At 68.0% G+C, this 19,371-nt stretch carries 16 protein-coding genes and 3 tRNA genes; 3 read left to right on the top strand and 16 right to left on the bottom strand.

What is annotated here, in order from left to right; genetic code table 11:
- From KN815_RS28295 to KN815_RS28250, 10 genes are all read right to left on the bottom strand, one after another.
- A partial coding sequence (locus tag KN815_RS28295) for a DNA-directed RNA polymerase subunit beta' (RefSeq protein ID WP_216344735.1) occupies positions 1 to 3,502 on the bottom strand: 3,502 nt, incomplete at its 3' end.
- Between the two features lie 98 nt (positions 3,503 to 3,600).
- A complete protein-coding gene (gene rpoB, locus KN815_RS28290; RefSeq protein WP_059148981.1) occupies positions 3,601 to 7,083 on the bottom strand; it encodes a DNA-directed RNA polymerase subunit beta in 3,483 nt (1,160 codons plus the stop codon).
- Between the two features lie 589 nt (positions 7,084 to 7,672).
- A complete protein-coding gene (gene rplL / locus KN815_RS28285) occupies positions 7,673 to 8,062 on the bottom strand; it encodes a 50S ribosomal protein L7/L12 (protein ID WP_211124233.1) in 390 nt (129 codons plus the stop codon).
- 84 nt (positions 8,063 to 8,146) lie between these two features.
- Positions 8,147 to 8,707, bottom strand: a complete 561-nt coding sequence (rplJ, locus tag KN815_RS28280) for a 50S ribosomal protein L10 (RefSeq protein ID WP_216344734.1) — start codon at positions 8,705 to 8,707, stop codon at positions 8,147 to 8,149.
- 275 nt (positions 8,708 to 8,982) lie between these two features.
- Positions 8,983 to 9,870: an SCO4651 family lipoprotein gene (locus tag KN815_RS28275; RefSeq protein ID WP_507229913.1), complete on the bottom strand. Its 888-nt coding sequence runs from the start codon at positions 9,868 to 9,870 to the stop codon at positions 8,983 to 8,985.
- A gap of 147 nt (positions 9,871 to 10,017) precedes the next feature.
- Complete coding sequence (gene rplA, locus KN815_RS28270; RefSeq protein WP_059148984.1) at positions 10,018 to 10,737, bottom strand: 50S ribosomal protein L1; 720 nt, start codon at positions 10,735 to 10,737, stop codon at positions 10,018 to 10,020.
- A gap of 94 nt (positions 10,738 to 10,831) precedes the next feature.
- The gene (gene rplK, locus KN815_RS28265) at positions 10,832 to 11,266 is read right to left on the bottom strand and encodes a 50S ribosomal protein L11 (RefSeq protein ID WP_044571693.1); all 435 of its coding nucleotides are present in this window, start codon (positions 11,264 to 11,266) and stop codon (positions 10,832 to 10,834) included.
- A gap of 165 nt (positions 11,267 to 11,431) precedes the next feature.
- The gene (nusG, locus tag KN815_RS28260; protein WP_216344732.1) at positions 11,432 to 12,304 is read right to left on the bottom strand and encodes a transcription termination/antitermination protein NusG; all 873 of its coding nucleotides are present in this window, start codon (positions 12,302 to 12,304) and stop codon (positions 11,432 to 11,434) included.
- An 83-nt stretch (positions 12,305 to 12,387) separates the two neighbouring features.
- Complete coding sequence (secE, locus tag KN815_RS28255) at positions 12,388 to 12,681, bottom strand: preprotein translocase subunit SecE (protein WP_216344731.1); 294 nt, start codon at positions 12,679 to 12,681, stop codon at positions 12,388 to 12,390.
- 107 nt (positions 12,682 to 12,788) lie between these two features.
- Positions 12,789 to 12,861, bottom strand: a tRNA-Trp gene (locus KN815_RS28250).
- 181 nt (positions 12,862 to 13,042) lie between these two features.
- On the opposite strand from KN815_RS28250, the gene KN815_RS28245 reads away from it, so the two are divergent.
- Both KN815_RS28245 and KN815_RS28240 read left to right on the top strand, forming a co-directional pair.
- Positions 13,043 to 14,281 carry a pyridoxal phosphate-dependent aminotransferase gene (locus tag KN815_RS28245; RefSeq protein ID WP_216344730.1) on the top strand — a complete coding sequence of 413 codons (1,239 nt, stop codon included), beginning with the start codon at positions 13,043 to 13,045 and terminating at the stop codon, positions 14,279 to 14,281.
- 215 nt (positions 14,282 to 14,496) lie between these two features.
- Positions 14,497 to 15,516: an adenosine deaminase gene (locus KN815_RS28240; protein WP_216344729.1), complete on the top strand. Its 1,020-nt coding sequence runs from the start codon at positions 14,497 to 14,499 to the stop codon at positions 15,514 to 15,516.
- 56 nt (positions 15,517 to 15,572) lie between these two features.
- Here KN815_RS28240 and KN815_RS28235 read toward each other — a convergent pair whose 3' ends face one another.
- From KN815_RS28235 to KN815_RS28210, 6 genes are all read right to left on the bottom strand, one after another.
- On the bottom strand, positions 15,573 to 16,628 hold the full coding sequence (locus tag KN815_RS28235; RefSeq protein WP_216344728.1) for a UDP-N-acetylmuramate dehydrogenase: 1,056 nt from the start codon (positions 16,626 to 16,628) through the stop codon (positions 15,573 to 15,575).
- 167 nt (positions 16,629 to 16,795) lie between these two features.
- On the bottom strand, positions 16,796 to 17,233 hold the full coding sequence (locus tag KN815_RS28230; protein ID WP_216344727.1) for a MaoC family dehydratase: 438 nt from the start codon (positions 17,231 to 17,233) through the stop codon (positions 16,796 to 16,798).
- Positions 17,230 to 17,700 (bottom strand): MaoC family dehydratase N-terminal domain-containing protein, encoded by a 471-nt coding sequence (locus tag KN815_RS28225; protein ID WP_216344726.1) that lies wholly within the window; start codon positions 17,698 to 17,700, stop codon positions 17,230 to 17,232. Before KN815_RS28225 ends, KN815_RS28230 begins: the two co-directional genes overlap by 4 nt.
- 84 nt (positions 17,701 to 17,784) lie before the next feature.
- Entirely contained in the window at positions 17,785 to 17,949 is a 165-nt protein-coding gene (gene rpmG / locus KN815_RS28220; protein WP_009715907.1) for a 50S ribosomal protein L33, read from the bottom strand.
- Positions 17,950 to 18,035: 86 nt separating this feature from the next.
- Positions 18,036 to 18,108: transfer RNA gene (locus tag KN815_RS28215), tRNA-Met, on the bottom strand.
- Positions 18,109 to 18,168: 60 nt separating this feature from the next.
- A tRNA-Thr gene (locus KN815_RS28210) sits at positions 18,169 to 18,241 on the bottom strand.
- 220 nt (positions 18,242 to 18,461) lie between these two features.
- On the opposite strand from KN815_RS28210, the gene KN815_RS28205 reads away from it, so the two are divergent.
- A partial coding sequence (locus tag KN815_RS28205; protein ID WP_216344725.1) for an amidohydrolase family protein occupies positions 18,462 to 19,371 on the top strand: 910 nt, incomplete at its 3' end.

Raw genomic sequence — 19,371 nt, 5'->3', positions numbered from 1 at the left:
GCTCGCCCGGCAGCAGCTCCGCGTCGCCGGACTCGATGATCGTCACCCGGCGCAGCATCTGCCGGATGATGATCTCGATGTGCTTGTCGTGGATCGACACACCCTGCGAGTTGTAGACCTTCTGGACCTCGCCCACCAGGTGCACCTGGACGGCGCGCTGGCCGAGGATCCGCAGCACGTCGTGCGGGTTGACGGCACCCACGGTCAGCGGCTGGCCGACGTCGACGCGGTCGCCCTCGCCCACCAGGAGACGGGCTCGCTTGGAGACGCCGAAGGCGGTCTCGTCGGAGCCGTCGTCCGGGGTGACGACGAGCTTCTTGGTCTTCTCGGTCTCCTCGATCCGGACGCGGCCGGCCGCCTCCGAGATCGGGGCGACACCCTTGGGCGTACGGGCCTCGAAGAGCTCGACGACACGCGGCAGACCCTGGGTGATGTCGTCACCGGCCACACCACCGGTGTGGAAGGTACGCATCGTGAGCTGGGTGCCGGGCTCACCGATGGACTGGGCGGCGATGATGCCGACCGCCTCGCCGATGTCCACCAGCTTGCCGGTCGCCAGCGAACGGCCGTAGCACATGGCGCAGGTGCCGACGGCGGACTCGCAGGTGAGCACCGAACGGGTCTTGACCGTCTCCACGCCGTGGCGGACCAGCTCGTCGATGAGCACATCGCCCAGGTCGGTACCGGCCGGGGCCAGGACCTTCCCCTCGACGACGATGTCCTCGGCGAGGCAGCGCGCGTACACGCTGGTCTCGACGTCCTCCGCCTTGCGCAGCACGCCGTCCGCACCCTTGGCCGCGATCTCCAGCTTGAGGCCGCGCTCGGTGCCGCAGTCCTCCTCGCGAATGATCACGTCCTGGGAGACGTCCACCAGACGTCGGGTCAGGTAACCCGAGTCGGCGGTACGCAGGGCGGTGTCGGCGAGACCCTTACGGGCACCGTGGGTGGAGATGAAGTACTCCAGCACGGAGAGACCCTCACGGAACGACGCCTTGATCGGCCGCGGGATGGTCTCGTTCTTCGCGTTGGACACCAGACCACGCATACCGGCGATCTGACGCATCTGCATCATGTTTCCGCGCGCGCCCGAGTCGACCATCATGAAGATCGGGTTGGTCTTCGGGAAGTTCGCGTTCATCGCCTCGGCGACCTCGTTGGTCGCCTTGGTCCAGATCGCGATCAGTTCCTGGGTGCGCTCGTCCTTGGTGATCAGACCACGCTCGTACTGCTTCTGGACCTTCTCGTCCTGCGCCTCGTACCCCTCGATGATGCCCTTCTTGGCCTCGGGCACGACCACGTCGGAGATGGCGACGGTGACACCGGAGCGGGTGGCCCAGTGGAAACCGGCCGCCTTCAGGTTGTCCAGCGTCGCCGCGACGATGACCTTGGGGTAACGCTCGGCGAGGTCGTTGACGATCTCGGAGAGCTGCTTCTTGCCCACCGAGTAGTCGACGAACGGGTAGTCCTCGGGCAGCAGCTCGTTGAAGAGCGCGCGGCCCAGCGTGGTGCGCAGCCGGAAGCTGTCACCGGGCTGCCAGGCCCCTCCCCCGACGCCGTCGTCCCCTGCCTCCGGAACCGGCGGGGTCCAGCCGCGCGGCGGGACGGTGCCGATCGGGAAGCGGATGTCGATCTTCGCCTGGAGCGAGAGCTCCCGGGCGTCGAACGCCATGGTCGCCTCGGCGGCCGAACCGAAGGCCCGGCCCTCGCCCTTGACCTCGCGCTCCTCCTCGTCGGTGGTGAGGAAGAACAGGCCCAGCACCATGTCCTGGGTCGGCATGGTCACCGGCCGGCCGTCGGCCGGCTTGAGGATGTTGTTCGAGGACAGCATCAGGATGCGGGCCTCGGCCTGCGCCTCCGCGGACAGCGGCAGGTGCACGGCCATCTGGTCACCGTCGAAGTCCGCGTTGAACGCGGTGCAGACGAGCGGGTGGATCTGAATGGCCTTGCCCTCGACGAGCTGCGGCTCGAAAGCCTGGATGCCGAGGCGGTGCAGGGTCGGCGCACGGTTCAGCAGCACCGGGTGCTCGGCGATGACCTCTTCGAGCACGTCGTACACGACCGTGCGGCCGCGCTCGACCATACGCTTGGCCGACTTGATGTTCTGCGCGTGGTTCAGGTCCACCAGGCGCTTCATCACGAACGGCTTGAAGAGCTCCAGCGCCATGGCCTTGGGCAGACCGCACTGGTGCAGCTTGAGCTGCGGGCCGACGACGATGACCGAACGGGCCGAGTAGTCGACACGCTTACCGAGCAGGTTCTGACGGAACCGGCCCTGCTTACCCTTCAGCATGTCGCTGAGGGACTTCAGCGGACGGTTACCGGGACCGGTCACCGGGCGACCACGGCGGCCGTTGTCGAACAGCGCGTCGACGGCCTCCTGGAGCATCCGCTTCTCGTTGTTCACGATGATCTCGGGGGCACCGAGGTCAAGGAGACGCTTGAGGCGGTTGTTCCGGTTGATCACACGGCGGTACAGGTCGTTCAGGTCGGAGGTCGCGAAGCGGCCACCGTCGAGCTGCACCATCGGACGCAGGTCCGGCGGGATCACCGGGATGCAGTCCAGCACCATGCCGTTGGGGCTGTTGCGGGTCTGGAGGAAGGCGGAGACGACCTTGAGGCGCTTGAGCGCACGGGTCTTCTTCTGGCCCTTGCCGGTCCGGATGATCTCGCGGAGCTTCTCGGCCTCCTCATCGAGGTCGAAGGACTCCAGGCGCTTCTGGAGCGCCGCGGCGCCCATGCCGCCCATGAAGTACGTGCCGAAGCGGTCACGCAGCTCGCGGTAGAGCAGCTCGTCGCCCTCCAGGTCCTGGACCTTGAGGTTCTTGAAGCGGTTCCACACCTCGTCGAGACGGTCGATCTCGCGCTGGGCGCGGTCACGAAGCTGCTTCATCTCACGCTCGGCGCCCTCGCGCACCTTACGGCGCACATCGGCCTTGGCACCCTCGGCCTCGAGCTCGGCGAGGTCCGCCTCGAGCTTCTTGGCGCGGGCCTCCAGGTCGGCGTCGCGGCGCTGCTCGATCTGCTGGCGCTCGACGGAGACATGGGCCTCCAGCGAGGGCAGATCGCGCGTGCGGCGCTCCTCGTCCACCCACGTGATCATGTAGGCGGCGAAGTAGATGACCTTCTCGAGGTCCTTCGGGGCGAGGTCGAGCAGGTAGCCCAGACGGCTGGGCACGCCCTTGAAGTACCAGATGTGGGTGACGGGAGCGGCCAGCTCAATGTGGCCCATCCGCTCACGGCGCACCTTGGCGCGGGTGACCTCGACACCGCAGCGCTCACAGATGATGCCCTTGAAGCGGACGCGCTTGTACTTGCCGCAGTAGCACTCCCAGTCCCGGGTCGGACCGAAGATCTTCTCGCAGAAGAGTCCGTCCTTTTCGGGCTTGAGGGTGCGGTAGTTGATGGTCTCCGGCTTCTTGACCTCACCGTGGGACCACTGACGGATGTCGTCAGCAGTGGCGAGGCCGATCCGCAGCTCGTCGAAGAAGTTGACGTCGAGCACTTGTCGTCAATCCCTCTTTCAGGGTCGTGTCTTCGGGTCTGACTGGGGGTCCGGGGAGAGGCCGGGGCGGGGCGTACGTACCGCCCCGGCCAGACCCGTCAGACCTCTTCGACGCTGCTCGGCTCGCGCCGGGACAGGTCGATACCGAGCTCCTCCGCAGCGCGGAAGACGTCCTCGTCGGTGTCGCGCATCTCGATGGACATGCCGTCGGACGACAGCACCTCCACGTTGAGGCACAGGGACTGCATCTCCTTGATGAGCACCTTGAAGGACTCGGGGATGCCGGGCTCGGGAATGTTCTCGCCCTTGACGATGGCCTCGTAGACCTTCACGCGGCCGGTGACGTCGTCGGACTTGATGGTCAGCAGTTCCTGGAGGGCGTACGCGGCGCCGTAAGCCTCCAGCGCCCACACCTCCATCTCACCGAAGCGCTGGCCACCGAACTGAGCCTTACCACCCAGCGGCTGCTGGGTGATCATCGAGTACGGACCGGTGGACCGGGCGTGCAGCTTGTCGTCCACCAGGTGGTGCAGCTTGAGGATGTACATGTAGCCGACCGAGATCGGCTCCGGGAACGGCTCGCCGGAGCGGCCGTCGAAGAGCCGGGCCTTGCCGGACGACTGGACCAGGCGGTCGCCGTCGCGGTTCGGGATCGTCGAGTCGAAGAGACCGGCGATCTCGTCCTCGCGGGCGCCGTCGAAGACCGGGGTCGCGACGTTGGTGCCGGGCTCGACCTCGTCGGCGCCGATGGCCTGGAGCCGCTGCATCCAGTCCTCGGAGCCCTCGACCTTCCAGCCGCGGGAGGCCAGCCAGCCGAGGTGGATCTCCAGGACCTGTCCCGGGTTCATTCGGGACGGGACACCCAGCGGGTTGAGGATGATGTCGACCGGGGTGCCGTCCTCCAGGAACGGCATGTCCTCGACCGGCAGGATCTTGGAGATGACGCCCTTGTTGCCGTGCCGGCCGGCGAGCTTGTCACCGTCGGTGATCTTGCGCTTCTGCGCCACGTAGACGCGGACCAACTGGTTCACGCCCGGCGGCAGCTCGTCGCCCTCTTCGCGGTCGAAGACGCGGACGCCGATGACCTTGCCGATCTCACCGTGCGGCACCTTCAGCGAGGTGTCACGGACCTCACGGGCCTTCTCACCGAAGATCGCGCGCAGCAGCCGCTCCTCCGGGGTCAGCTCGGTCTCGCCCTTCGGGGTGACCTTGCCGACCAGGATGTCGCCGGCGACGACCTCGGCACCGATCCGGATGATGCCGCGCTCGTCGAGGTCGGCGAGGACCTCCTCGGAGACGTTCGGGATGTCCCGGGTGATCTCCTCGGGGCCGAGCTTGGTGTCCCGGGCGTCGACCTCGTGCTCCTCGATGTGGATCGAGGAGAGGACGTCGTCCTGCACCAGACGCTGGCTGAGGATGATCGCGTCCTCGTAGTTGTGGCCCTCCCACGGCATGAACGCCACCAGGAGGTTCTTGCCGAGGGCCATCTCGCCGTCCTCGGTGGACGGGCCGTCGGCCAGCACCTGGCCGGCGATCACCCGCGCACCCTCGTCCACGACGACCTTCTGGTTGAAGGAGGTGCCCTGGTTGGAGCGGGAGAACTTGGCCACCCGGTAGGTGGTGTAGGTGCCGTCGTCGTTGGCCACCGTCACGTAGTCGGCGGAGACCTCCTGGACGACACCGTCCTTCTCGGCCTTGATGACGTCGCCGGCGTCGACCGCACAGCGGTACTCCATGCCGGTGCCGACCAGCGGGGACTCCGCCTTGATCAGCGGCACGGCCTGGCGCATCATGTTCGAGCCCATGAGCGCGCGGTTGGCGTCGTCGTGCTCGAGGAAGGGGATCATCGCGGTCGCGACCGACACCATCTGGCGCGGCGAGACGTCCATGTAGTCGACGTCGTCGCCGGGGATGTAGTCGACCTCGCCGCCACGGCGGCGGACCAGGACGCGGTTCTCGGCGAAGCGCAGGTCGTCCGCCAGCGGGGCGTTGGCCTGCGCGATGACGAAGCGGTCCTCTTCATCGGCGGTCAGGTAGTCGACGTCGTCGGTGACGACACCGTCGACGACCTTGCGGTACGGGGTCTCGATGAAACCGAACGCGTTGACCCGGCCGTAGGAGGCGAGCGAGCCGATCAGACCGATGTTCGGGCCTTCGGGCGTCTCGATCGGGCACATGCGGCCGTAGTGCGACGGGTGCACGTCACGGACCTCGAAGCCGGCCCGCTCACGGGAGAGACCACCGGGGCCGAGCGCGTTCAGCCGGCGCTTGTGGGTCAGACCCGACAGCGGGTTCGTCTGGTCCATGAACTGCGACAACTGGCTGGTGCCGAAGAACTCCTTGATGGAGGCGACGACCGGCCGGATGTTGATCAGGGTCTGCGGCGTGATCGCCTCGACGTCCTGAGTCGTCATGCGCTCGCGCACGACGCGCTCCATACGGGCCAGACCCGTGCGGACCTGGTTCTGGATCAGCTCGCCGACGTTACGGATACGGCGGTTGCCGAAGTGGTCGATGTCGTCGGTCTCGACGACCACGGACTGGCCGTTGTCCCCGACGGTCTCGGTCTCACCGGCGTGCAGCTTCACCAGGTACTTGATCGAGGCGATGACGTCCTCGACCGTGAGCACGCCCGCGTCCAGCGGAGCGGCCGAACCCAGCTTCTTGTTGACCTTGTAGCGGCCGACCTTCGCGAGGTCGTAGCGCTTGGGGTTGAAGTAGAGGTTCTCCAGCAGCGTCTGCGCGGCCTCACGCGTGGGGGGCTCGCCCGGACGCAGCTTGCGGTAGATGTCGAGCAGCGCGTCGTCCTGGCCCTGGGTGTGGTCCTTCTCCAGGGTGGCGCGCATCGACTCGTACTCGCCGAACTCCTCCAGGATCTGCTCGGTCGTCCAGCCGAGAGCCTTCAGGAGAACGGTGACGGACTGCTTGCGCTTACGGTCGATGCGCACACCGACCATGTCGCGCTTGTCGATCTCCATCTCCAGCCAGGCACCCCGGGAGGGGATGACCTTGACGGAGAAGATGTCCTTGTCGGACGTCTTGTCGATGGAGGAGTCGAAGTAGACACCCGGCGAGCGGACAAGCTGCGAGACAACGACACGCTCGGTGCCGTTGATGCAGAAGGTGCCCTTGTCGGTCATGAGCGGGAAGTCGCCCATGAAGACCGTCTGGGACTTGATCTCGCCGGTCTCGTTGTTGGTGAACTCGGCCGTGACGAAGAGCGGAGCTGCGTAGGTGAAGTCACGCTCCTTGCACTCGTCGATCGAGTTCTTCGGCGGCTCGAAACGGTGATCACGGAAAGTCAGGGACATCGACCCGGAGAAGTCCTCGATCGGAGAGATCTCCTCGAAGATCTCTTCCAGACCGGACTTGGTGGGGACGTCCTGACCGCTGTCCAGCGCAGCCTCGACGCGAGCCTTCCAGGCGGCATTGCCGAGCAGCCAATCGAAGCTCTCGGTCTGCAGCGCGAGGAGGTTCGGAACCTCGAGAGGCTCCCTGATCTTCGCAAAGGAGATGCGCAGCGGGGCGGTGCTGGCGCCATTGTTCGTATTGGCAGTCGAGGCGTTGCGCGAGGCGGCCAAGAGGGGGTCCTTCCGAGGGCTCGGACTCACTACGCGCGTACCGGTCCTACCGAGAGCCCATGGATGAAATCCCTGGTCAGGGTGTTTCCATCAGTAGTGCTCGAAGGTAGGTATGCCCCTGGTGACGGGCAGGGAGCAGCTAACAGGCAGCGCAAAGGGTCAGTGTAGCCACTTGGCACACTGATGTCCAGCGCCGAGTTTCTGAGACCGGCAGTGCCAATCTCTCCCTCCGGTGAGGGGGCGCGCCCCTCGTTGTCTTCATCCGCCCTGTCGGCAGCCCGCGCGCTCGATGCGCATATCGATACTGCCCGCTTCGCCGACGATCCATGCCTCGGACTTTTGGATCGATGTGGCGTCGCGTCCTGAGAATTGCGCGCTGCGTGCCGTTCGTCAAGGCCCCCCACTCCGGCGAGATCGTCACAGGGCGTGGCGACAGGCAACGAAGATCACCCTACCTCCACAACCCCGTAAGACAATGTAGCCGTGACGGGAACGCCGAAGGGCGACCACCCGAACGGGTGATCGCCCTTGGCTGGAACCGGGCCGCGCCGCCGGACGTCCTACGGGCGTGTGGCGGCGGGCCGAGAGGTCACTTGACCTCGACGGAGGCGCCGGCGCCCTTGAGGGACTCGGCGGCCTTCTCGGCGGCGTCCTTGGCGACCTTCTCGAGAACGGGCTTCGGGGCGCCGTCCACGAGGTCCTTGGCCTCCTTCAGACCCAGGGAGGTCAGCTCACGCACGACCTTGATGACCTGGATCTTCTTGTCGCCGGCACCGGTGAGGATGACGTCGAACTCGTCCTTCTCCTCCTCGGCCGGGGCAGCGGCACCCGGGGCGCCCGGGGCGGCGGCCATGACGGCGGCCGGGGCGGCGGCGGTGACGTCGAACTTCTCCTCGAAGGCCTTCACGAACTCGGAGAGCTCGATGAGGGTCATCTCCTCGAACTGCGCGAGCAGGTCGTCCTGGCTGAGCTTCGCCATGATGGCGGTCCTTCCACTAATTCGGCAGGTGGTGCCGGATGTACATGTCGGCGGGCTTCCCGGCCCGCTGCGACCGGAGCCTGATTACTCGGACTCGGCCTCGGCGGGAGCCGGGGATTCGGCACCGCCCTGCTCGGCCTGCTTCTGCCGGAGCGCCTCGGCGGTCCGGATGAACTTGGACAGCGGGGCCTGGAAGAGCGCGGCAGCCTGGGACTGCTTGGCCTTCATCGCACCCGCCAGCTTGGCGAGCAGCACCTCACGGGACTCGAGGTCCGCGAGCTTCTTGATCTCGTCGGCGGACAGCGCCTTGCCATCAAGGACACCGCCCTTGATGACGAGAGCGGGGTTCTCCTTGGCGAAGTCACGGAGACCCTTCGCCGCCTCGACCGGGTCACCGGTCACGAAGGCGACGGCCGACGAACCCGCGAACAGGTCGTCGAGCTGGTTGATCCCGGCCTCGTTGGCCGCGATCTTGGTCAGCGTGTTCTTCACCACACGGTACTGAACGTTCTCACCGAGCGAACGGCGCAGCTCCTTGAGCTGCGCAACGGTGAGACCGGTGTACGCGGTGACGACAGCCGCGTGAGAGGTGCGGAACTTCTCCCGCATCTCGTCGACGGCTGCGACCTTGTCAGGACTCGCCATGAGCCTCGGCCTCCTTCCGGGTGATGAGGACCGCTACGGCCTGAAGGAAGGAGACTGGACAATGCGAAAACGCCCCGGCGCAGGCGCTCGGGGCGTAACTCGACCGGCACAGGCCCACGGCCCGCTCGGGAGTTCAACCACATACACCTACGCAGGTCGCCCGCAGCTAGCGGATCCTTCAGCCACCGAACCCCTTACGGGGGCACAGCGACAACCAGCGGTCTTTGGCTTCTGTAGGAGATTACGCGAACGGGCCGCGGCCAGGCAAATCCGCTCTACTGCTGGAGCATGTCCTGGAAGTCCACGGTGTCCGAGGACGTCGGCTCCTCGACCGTCACGGCGGTGCCGTAGTCCGAGTAGTAGACGGTGGAGTCATAGGCACCGTTGTTGCTCTGGGCCTGCTCACGCTTCTTGACCAGCAGGTTCTGGTCGTCGATCCACAGGTCGATGGTCTCGGTGTCCATGCCGGAGGTCTCGAGCTGCTTCTGGAGGGCGTCCAGATCCGACTGGCTCAGCTCCTTGGACTGCATCTTGGCGATCTCGGAGACCTTGACCGTGCCCGTGTAGTGCGTGGCCTTGACGCCCTTGACGCTCTCCGAGCCGACGCTCTTGACCTTGCCGGTGGCGAGCAGCAGCTCCACCGAGCGCGACGGGTTGTTGTTCTGCATCTGGTCCTTCAGGAACGCGCCCGAGGGACCGGCCTTCTGGGCCAGCACGTCGTAGTCGTACTTCACCCAGTGCTTACCGCCGCCGGCCTGCGCGGCGAACTCGTCGCCCATGTTCAGGAACATCGCGTCCGGGGTGTAGCGCGCGTCCATCGCCTTGCCCTCGATCGGGGAGGAGGCGATGGCGCCACCGCTCTGGGTGATGGACATGTTGGCCCGGATGCCGTTGGCCCAGTCCATGGAGCCGGACATCTGCGAGTTCTGCTCGCCCATCTTGGTGGTGCCCTCGACCTTGGCCGAGTTCTTCTGGTCCGTCCGCTGCGAGGCCAGCTTGAGCGCCGCCAGCGGGCTCATCGCGGACTGGCCGGACTTGTCGCCCGTCTTCTCGCCGGCCTTGTCGCCGCCGGACTTCTCGCTCCCGCACGCGGTGAGGCCGACCATGAGAACGACGCTTCCAGCGGCTATGGCCCAACGCGCACCGACATGAGTACCGCGCACGGCTCCCCCTTATTTTTATTTCTCTTTTACGTCCGAGGTGACTTTAGCGGAGCGGACCGACAACGGACGACGCCGGGCCCCCGCACCTTCGACGCGGTGCGGGGGCCCGGCGGTTGCACACCGTGGTGCGCTGGTTCAGGGGCGGCCTCAGACGGCCTCTTCCTCGACCAGCAGGTTGCGGGTGCGGTTGGCGTCCAGCGGAATGCCGGGGCCCATCGTGGTGGTCAGGGTCGCCTTCTTGATGTAGCGGCCCTTCGCGGCGGACGGCTTGAGACGGTTGATCTCCTCCAGCGCCGCGGCGTAGTTCTCCACCAGCTTGGTCTCGTCGAACGAGAGCTTGCCGATGATGAAGTGCAGGTTGGAGTGCTTGTCGACGCGGAACTCGATCTTGCCGCCCTTGATGTCCGTGACGGCCTTGGCCACGTCCGGGGTGACGGTTCCGGTCTTCGGGTTCGGCATCAGACCACGCGGACCGAGCACCCGGCCGAGGCGGCCGACCTTGCCCATGAGGTCCGGGGTGGCGACGACGGCGTCGAAGTCCAGACGCCCCTTGGACACCTCGTCGATGAGCTCGTCGGAGCCGACGATGTCGGCGCCGGCGGCCTCCGCGGCCGCAGCACGGTCACCGGTCGCGAAGACCAGGACCCGGGCGGTCTTACCGGTGCCGTGCGGCAGGTTCACGGTGCCGCGGACCATCTGGTCGGCCTTGCGCGGGTCGACGCCCAGGCGCATGGCGACCTCGACGGTCGCGTCGAACTTGGTCGCGGAGGTGTCCTTCGCCAGACGGACGGCCTCGAGCGGGGCGTAGTTGCGCTCCCGGTCGATCTTGGCGTCCGCAGCGCGGAGAGTCTTGCTGCGCTTGCTCACTGTTGCTCCTGGTGTTGTGGAGTTCGTGGTCCGGGCCAGCGCTTGGCCCTGCCACACGTGGCTGCGGGGGCTGTGCGCCCTCGCCGTGGAGGTGTCAGCCCTCGACCGTGATGCCCATGGAACGGGCGGTGCCGGCGATGATCTTCTCGGCGGCGTCCAGGTCGTTGGCGTTCAGGTCGGGCATCTTGGTGGTGGCGATCTCACGCACCTGGTCGCGGCTGATCTTGGCGACCTTGGTCTTGTGCGGCTCGCCGGAGCCCTTCTCCACGCCCGCGGCCTTGAGGATCAGCTTGGCGGCCGGCGGGGTCTTGGTCACGAAGGTGAAGGAGCGGTCCTCGTAGACCGTGATCTCCACCGGCACGACCATGCCACGCTGCGACTCGGTCGCGGCGTTGTAGGCCTTGCAGAACTCCATGATGTTGACGCCGTGCTGGCCCAGTGCGGGGCCGACCGGCGGGGCCGGGTTCGCGGCGCCGGCCTGGATCTGGAGCTTGATCAGCCCCGTGACCTTCTTCTTCTTGGGAGGCATGCTCTCTCCGGGTCCTAGTGAGAGGTGGTTCGCCTCCGAACCGGATCATCCGGATGGAGGCATACCGCACAACGATAACGGGTATAGGTGTGCGCCTTAAAACCGAGCAGGTCAGACCGGCCGCGAAAGCCCGTCTGACCTGTTCGGAAGTTCTGGTGAGGAGACTCAGTTCTTCTGGATCTGGTCGAAGCTCAGCTCGACCGGGGTCTCCCGGCCGAAGATCTCCACCAGGCCCTTGACCTTCTTCGAGTCGGCGTTGATCTCGTTGATCGTCGCCTGAAGGGTCGCGAACGGGCCGTCGGTGACCGTGACCGAGTCGCCGACCTCGAAGTCCAGCACCTGGACCTCGACCTTGCGGCTCGGCGCCGGCATGCCGCTCTCCTCGGCGGCGGCCTTGGCGGCCTTCTCCTCGGCCTCGGGGGCGAGCATCTTGACGATCTCGTCCAGGGTCAGCGGGTACGGGTCGTAGGCGTTGCCCACGAAGCCGGTGACGCCCGGAGTGTTGCGGACGACACCCCACGACTCGTTCGTCAGGTCCATGCGGACGAGCACATAGCCGGGCAGCTTGTTCTGCCGGACGTTCTTGCGCTCGCCGTTCTTGATCTGGACGATCTCTTCCTCGGGGACCTCGGCCTGGTAGATGAAGTCCTCGACGTTCAGCGAGACGGCACGCTGCTCCAGGTTGGCCTTCACGCGCTTCTCGTAGCCCGCGTAGGTGTGGATCACGTACCACTCACCGGGCAGTCCGCGCAGCTCCTCACGGAGCGCCTCGACCGGGTCGACGACCTCTGCCTCGGCGGCGTCCGCTTCCTCGGCCGCGTCCGCTGCCTCGCCCAGCCCGTCCGGCTCGGCCTCGGGGGCCGCATCGGCCTCGAGGGCGTCCTCGCCCTCGACACGCAGCGCCTCCTCCTCGGCGGGCACGCCCGCCGCGGCGTCGGCTGCCTCAGCCTGGTCGGAGTCCGCCGCCTCGACGATGTCGAGCTCGTCCTCACGGGACTCGACGGGCTCGGCGGCGTCGTTCAGGTTCGGGTCAGACACTGTGGCTGCTTCTTCCTGGCTTCAAAGGGGTGGAACGTGCGAAAGAGGCGACGCCGGGACGGCGGCCGCCTTTCGCGTGGGCCTCAGCCAAAGACGTACTTGATGGCGTTGTTGAACCCATAGTCAATCACGGTCACGATGCCGATCATGATGAGGACGAAAACGATCACCACACTGGTGTACGTCGACAACTGGCTACGGGTCGGCCAGACGACCTTCCGCAGCTCAGCGATGATCTGGCGGTAGAAGAGCGCGAGGCGGCCGAAGGGCCCCTTCTTCGCGCGCTTGCCACCACGGCGACCCCGCTTGGTCGCCACCTCGTCCTCATCGGGACGACCGCTCTCAGGCGTCGCGGTGGAGCCAAGGGCTTCCGTCACTCGTCCTCACCTGAATCCGGGTCGTGGCCGTGCCGCGTCCGGCCCGGCCGCACAGCGGTGCTTGTCCTTGCGTACGCATGCACGCACCCTGATCAAAGTGCGTGTAGCAGGGCCGGAGGGACTTGAACCCCCAACCGCTGGTTTTGGAGACCAGTGCTCTACCAATTGAGCTACGACCCTTCGCGGCACCACCAACCTACCGCATACATCCGGCTGCACGGAGTGTGCGGTCGAATGCGGCTGTTGATCGGCCAACGACGGTTGAGTGTACGTGCTTGACGGCCGGGCGTCGAACGAGAAGCGCGCGAAGTCTCCGCAAACCCATGTGCCACCCATTTCGCCCGTCTGCGACGATGCATCTATGACCGCTGCTACTCCCCCCGTACAGTCCCCGACCGACCGGCGGGTATCGGCCCGGATCGGCTCGATCTCCGAGTCCGCGACTCTCGCCGTCGACGCCAAGGCCAAGGCCCTCAAGGCCGCCGGCCGTCCGGTGATCGGCTTCGGCGCCGGTGAGCCCGACTTCCCCACGCCCGACTACGTCGTCGACGCCGCGGCGGCGGCCTGCCGCGACCCGAAGTACCACCGCTACACGCCGGCCGGCGGGCTGCCCGAGCTGAAGGCCGCGATCGCCGCGAAGACGCTGCGCGACAGCGGGTACGAGGTCGAGGCGGCCCAGGTCCTGGTGACCAACGGCGGCAAGCAGGCGATCTACGAGGCGTTCGCGACGATCCTGGACCCGGGCGACGAGGTCATCGTCCCCGCGCCCTACTGGACCACCTACCCGGAGTCGATCCGGCTGGCCGGCGGTGTCCCGGTGGAGGTCGTCGCCGACGAGACGACCGGCTACCGCGTCTCCGTCGAGCAGCTCGAGGCGGCCCGCACCGAGCACACCAAGGTGCTGCTCTTCGTCTCCCCCTCGAACCCCACCGGCGCGGTCTACAGCCGTGAGCAGATCGAGGAGGTCGGCCGCTGGGCCGCCGAGCACGGGCTGTGGGTGCTGACCGACGAGATCTACGAGCACCTGGTCTACGGCGACACCGAGTTCCACTCGCTGCCGGTCGTGGTGCCCGAGCTGCGCGACAAGTGCATCGTGGTCAACGGTGTCGCGAAGACGTACGCGATGACCGGCTGGCGGGTGGGCTGGGTCATCGGCCCCAAGGACGTCATCAAGGCCGCGACCAACCTCCAGTCGCACGCCACCTCGAATGTGAGCAATGTCGCTCAGGTCGCCGCGCTGGCCGCCGTCTCGGGCGACCTCGACGCCGTGGCCACGATGCGCGAGGCGTTCGACCGCCGCCGCCGCACCATCGTGCGGATGCTGAACGAGATCGACGGCGTCGAGTGCCCGGAGCCGGAGGGCGCCTTCTACGTCTATCCCTCGGTCAAGGGGCTGCTCGGCAGGGAGATCCGCAGCAAGCGGCCGCGGACCAGCGTCGAGCTGGCGGAGCTGATCCTGGAGGAGGCCGAGGTCGCGGTGGTACCGGGTGAGGCGTTCGGCACCCCGGGCTATCTGCGGCTGTCGTACGCGCTGGGCGACGAGGACCTGGTCGAGGGCGTCTCCCGGCTCCAGAAGCTGCTGGGCGAGGCGGCCGCGTAAGGTCTCGACGCACAGAAGCGGGTTCCCGGCCGAGGCCGGGAACCCGCTTCTGTGTTCAGGCCAGTCCTCTGTCCCCAGACCCTTTGCGGCAGTATCTGGAGGTGACTCCTCCCCCGAAGGGGCTTCTCACTCGACCGCTGTGTGGTCTCATGACGGACAAGCCCTGCCCGGCGCCCAACGGCACGGAGTGAAGCCTAGCAGTGACGGAGAGTTGATTGGAACGCGTTCGTGATGTCCGCCGCTTGCCCAAAGCGCATCTGCATCTTCACTTCACCGGCTCCATGCGCCCCGCGACCCTCCTGGAACTCGCCGACAAGTACGGCGTCCATCTGCCCGAGGCACTGAGCGGCGGTGAGCCGCCGAAGCTGCGGGCCACCGATGAGCGCGGCTGGTTCCGCTTCCAGCGGCTGTACGACATCGCGCGGTCCTGTCTGCGGGACGCCGACGACATCCGGCGGCTGGTGCGCGAGGCGGCCCAGGAGGATGTGCGGGACGGGGCCCAGTGGCTGGAGATCCAGGTCGACCCCACCTCGTACGCCCCGCGTCTGGGTGGGCTGATCCCGGCGATGGAGGTCATCCTGGACGCGGTCGAGAGCGCCTCCGCGGACACCGGTCTTGGGATCAGGGTGCTGATCGCCGCCAACCGCATGAAGCATCCGCTGGAGGCGCGCACCCTGGCCCGGCTCGCGGTGCGCTACGTGGACCGCGGCGTGGTCGGCTTCGGCCTCTCCAACGACGAGCGGCGCGGCTTCGCCCGTGACTTCGACCGGGCCTTCGCCATCGCCCGGGAGGGCGGGCTGCTGGCCGCGCCGCACGGCGGCGAGCTGTCGGGCGCCAGTAGCGTGCGGGACTGCCTGGACGACCTCGGCGCGGCCCGGGTCGGCCACGGGGTGCGTGCGGCGGAGGACCCACGGCTGCTGGCCAAGCTCGCCGAGCGCCAGGTGACCTGCGAGGTGTGCCCGTCGTCCAACGTGGCGCTCGGGGTCTACGAGAAGCCGGAGGACGTCCCGCTGCGGACGCTCTACGACGCCGGGGTGCCGATGGCGCTCGGGGCGGACGACCCGCTGCTCTTCGGCTCACGGCTGGCGGCGCAGTACGAGCTGGTGCGCGAGCACCACGGCTTCACGGACGCCGAACTGGCCGAGCTGGCACGGCAGTCGGTGCGCGGGTCGGCCGCGCCGGAGGAGGTGCGGCAGCGGATGCTGACGGGGATCGACGACTGGCTGGCGGGCTGAACCACCTCCGGATAGACGGAAGTGACTCCTTGCCTACGGAAATCCGTAAGGCGACCTCAGAGACTCACGCCCACCGTCACCGGCTCGTTGACCAGCCGGATTCCGAACGCCGCCTCGACCCCGGCCACCACCTCGCGGGCCAGCGCCAGCAGATCCTCGGTCGTGGCCTCGCCCCGGTTGGTGAGGGCGAGCGTGTGCTTGGTGGAGATCCGGGCCGGGCCGGTGCCGTAGCCCTTGGTGAAGCCCGCCCTGTCGATCAGCCAGGCCGCGGAGGTCTTGATCAGGCCGTCGCCCGCCGGGAAGGCGGGCGGCGCGGTGTCCGGGCCCAGGCGGTCGGCGACGCGGGCCAGGAAGGCGGCGTAGGCGTCCTGGTCAAGGACCGGGTTGGTGAAGAACGAACCCGCGGACCAGGTGTCGTGGTCCTCGGGGTCGAGCACCATGCCCTTGCCCGCGCGCAGTCCCAGGACGGTCTCGCGGGCGACGGCGGCCGGTACCCGGTCCCCCACCTCGACGCCGAGCACCCGCGCGGTCTCGGCGTACCGGACGGGCGCGGAGAGGCCGCCCGCGTCCTCCAGTTCGAAGCGGACCCGGAGCACCACATGGCGGTCGGGGTCGGCCTTGAAGCGGCTGTGGCGGTAGGAGAAGGCGCAGTCGGCGTTCGGGATCGTGACGACCTCGTCGGCGCGGCGGTCGTAGGCGATCACCTCGGTGATCGTGGCGGAGACCTCCTGGCCGTAGGCGCCGACGTTCTGTATCGGCGTGGCCCCCGCGGAGCCGGGGATTCCGGCGAGGCATTCGATGCCCGCGAGCCCGGCCAGGACGGTACGGGCCACGGCGTCCGACCAGTTCTCGCCCGCGGCCAGCTCCAGGCGGGTGCCGTCGAGTGTGAAGCCGCTGGTCGCGATCTCCAGGGCGGTGCCGTCGAAGCCCTTGTCGGCGATGACCAGATTGCTGCCGCCGCCGATCACCAGCAGCGGGGTGCCGGCCGCGTCGGCCGCCCGGACCGCGGCGATGACCTCGTCGTCGGTCGTGGCCGTGATCAGCCGGTTGGCCGGTCCGCCGAGGCGGAAGGTGGTGAGGGGCGCGAGAGGGGCGTCGTGGAGTTCCTGCACGCGCTCAAGAGTACGGGGGCGCCCCCTGGGGCCCTGGGGGTGGCCGCCCCCGGTGTGGGGAGTCCGGGGGCCGACGGGGCGTGTGGCCCGTAAGGGGCTCAGGCGGGCTTCACACGCTGTGGCGTGCTCTCATCCGGCCTCGGGGCCGCTCGGGCGCGGTCGAGGGCTCAGGCGAGCCGTACTACGGCGCGGGCCCGGCCCAGCACCTTCTGGCCGGCGCTGGTCGCCATGATGTCGAGGCGCACCGTACGGGCCTCGTCGTCCAGCTTGGCGGTGACCTTGGCGCCGATCTCGATGAGCGCGCCCTTGTCGTCGTTGGGGACCACGACCGGCCTGGTGAAGCGGACGCCGTACTCGACGAGGGCGCCGGGGTCGCCGGCCCACTCGGTCACCACGCGGGCCGCCTGGGCCATGGTGTAGGCGCCGTGGGCGATGACGTCGGGGAGGCCGACCTCCTTGGCGAACTTCTCGTTCCAGTGGATCGGATTGAAGTCGCCGGACGCGCCCGCGTACCGCACGAGGTCGGCGCGGTCCACCCGGAACTCGCGCATCGGCACCTCGGTGCCGACCTCCACGTCGTCGTACGAGATCTTGGCCGTCGTCATCTGCTCTCCTCCACCTCTGCGTCGGCGGCGCGGGCCACCAGCGTCGTGAACGACGTCGCTACATGATCACCCGCCTTGTCGTGGACCTCACCGCGGACGGACAGGATGTCGTTGCCGGCCAGCGACTTGATCGAATCGATGATCGAGGTGACCGACAGCAGGTCCCCCGCGCGGACCGGGCGGGTGTACTCGAACCGCTGGTCGCCGTGGACCACCCGGCTGTAGTCCAGCCCCAGTTGCGGGTCCTCGACAACCTGCTTCCCGGCCGCCTTGAAGGTGATCGTGAAAATGAATGTCGGTGGGGCGATCACATCGGGGTAGCCGAGGGCCCGGGCCGCCTCGGGGTCGGTGTAGACCGGATTGGTGTCACCCAGGGACTCGGCGAATTCGCGGATCTTCTCCCGGCCGACCTCGTAGGCCGCGGTGGGCGGGTAGGTCCGCCCTACGAAGGACTGGTCGAGCGCCATCGGCGCACACCTCCTGCGATTGAATTACCAACGAAACGAGGCCGCCCCCCGCGAGTGGGGGCGGCCTCGAATGAGAGCTTATTGCTATCGCGTCTCACGGTGCGCGGTGTGCGCGTTGCAACGCGGGCAGTGCTTCTTGATCTCAAGACGATCCGGGTCGTTGCGCCGGTTCTTCTTGGTGATGTAGTTCCGCTCCTTGCACTCCACGCAGGCCAGCGTGATCTTCGGGCGGACGTCGGTGGCAGCCACGTGAGTGCTCCTTGACGAACGGATAAAGGATTAACGCAGAAAGAGTAGCCGATCGAAGGACCGACCCCGCAATCGGCTACTGTCAGTAGCGGTGACCGGACTTGAACCGGTGACACAGCGATTATGAGCCGCTTGCTCTACCGACTGAGCTACACCGCTGTGATGCGAGTGACTCCCCGCTCGACTCAGCGTAGCCGAACGGGAAACCTCACACATCAGAGCCCCAATACGGAATCGAACCGTAGACCTTCTCCTTACCATGGAGACGCTCTGCCGACTGAGCTATTGGGGCGAGCGATGAAGACATTACACGGTCGGCCGCCGAAGGTGAAATCCGTATCGACCCCTCGTCACCCTGGGCTCAGGCACCACACCGGTACGACTATTCGGCTCCTCCGCGAAGCCGCCACCACCGCGTCCTAGGCTTCGGATCGCACCCGCGTGATCTTGGCTGCGCAACCGTCGCGCGCCCCTGTGCGCCCCGCGTACGCCCTGCGAATCCCAGGAGTGCGATGCCCGAGAGCCAGCAGCAGCCGCAGCAGCCTCAGCAGCCGCCCAGGAACGGCGGCGCGGGCCCCGAGCCCACCGCTCTGGTGCTCGGCGGCGTCCGGCTCGCCGACGGGCGCACCGTGGACGTCCGGCTCAGCGGCGGGCGGATCGAGGGGGTGGGCACGGCGGGCAGCCTCCTCCCCGGCACCCGGCTGGACCTCGGCGGCTATCTGCTGCTGCCCGCCCCCGCCGAACCCCACGCCCACTGCGACACCGCCCTTACGGGCGACATGGCGGGCCCGGTCCCGTACGCCCCCGGGGACATCCAGCGCCGCACCGTCGAGGCCGCGCTGCTCCAACTGGGCCACGGGGCGACCGCGCTGCGCACCCATGTCCGCATCGGCGGGGTGCACGGGCTGCGCTCCCTGGAGGCGGTCCTGGAGGCCGGCCGGACCCTGCGCGGGCTCACCGAGCTGAGCGCGGTGGCGGTGCCCCGGGTGCTGACCGGCGCCGCCGGGGCGGACGGCCTGGCGATGCTGCGGGACGCGGTGGAGATGGGCGCGGCGGTCATCGGCGGCTGCCCCGACCTCGACCCGGATCCCACCGGCCACGCCGAGGCCGTCCTCGACCTCGCCGCCCGCCATGGCTGCGCCGTCGATCTGCATACGGACGGTGACGACCCGGCCCGCCTCGCCCGGCTCGCGGCGATGGCCGGGGGCCTGCGGCCGGGCGTCACCATCGGCCCCTGCGGCGGGCTGTCCCGGCTGCCCCTGGAGAGCGCGGGGAGGATCGCCGAGCGGCTGGCGGCGGCCGGGGTGACCGTCGTCTGCCTCCCTCAGGGCGACTGCGCCGGACTGGAGCACCAGGGGACGCGGGGAGCGCGCCCCTGCGCCTGCGCGCCGGTGCGGCTGCTGCGCGCCGCGGGCGTCCGGG

This window comes from Streptomyces niphimycinicus (assembly GCF_018883605.1).
GTDB lineage: Bacteria > Actinomycetota > Actinomycetes > Streptomycetales > Streptomycetaceae > Streptomyces > Streptomyces niphimycinicus.
Note: the sequence above shows the minus strand (reverse complement) of the source record. Positions and strands in the feature narration are given on the sequence as shown.

Bases quoted from the DNA above. Each gene is read 5' to 3' on its own strand.
- rplL (WP_211124233.1), bottom strand. From the start codon at position 8,062: ATGGCGAAGCTCAGCCAGGACGACCTGCTCGCGCAGTTCGAGGAGATG.
- rplJ (WP_216344734.1), bottom strand. From the start codon at position 8,707: ATGGCGAGTCCTGACAAGGTCGCAGCCGTCGACGAGATGCGGGAGAAG.
- rplK (WP_044571693.1), bottom strand. From the start codon at position 11,266: ATGCCTCCCAAGAAGAAGAAGGTCACGGGGCTGATCAAGCTCCAGATC.
- KN815_RS28245 (WP_216344730.1), top strand. From the start codon at position 13,043: ATGACCGCTGCTACTCCCCCCGTACAGTCCCCGACCGACCGGCGGGTA.
- KN815_RS28230 (WP_216344727.1), bottom strand. From the start codon at position 17,233: ATGACGACGGCCAAGATCTCGTACGACGACGTGGAGGTCGGCACCGAG.
- KN815_RS28225 (WP_216344726.1), bottom strand. From the start codon at position 17,700: ATGGCGCTCGACCAGTCCTTCGTAGGGCGGACCTACCCGCCCACCGCG.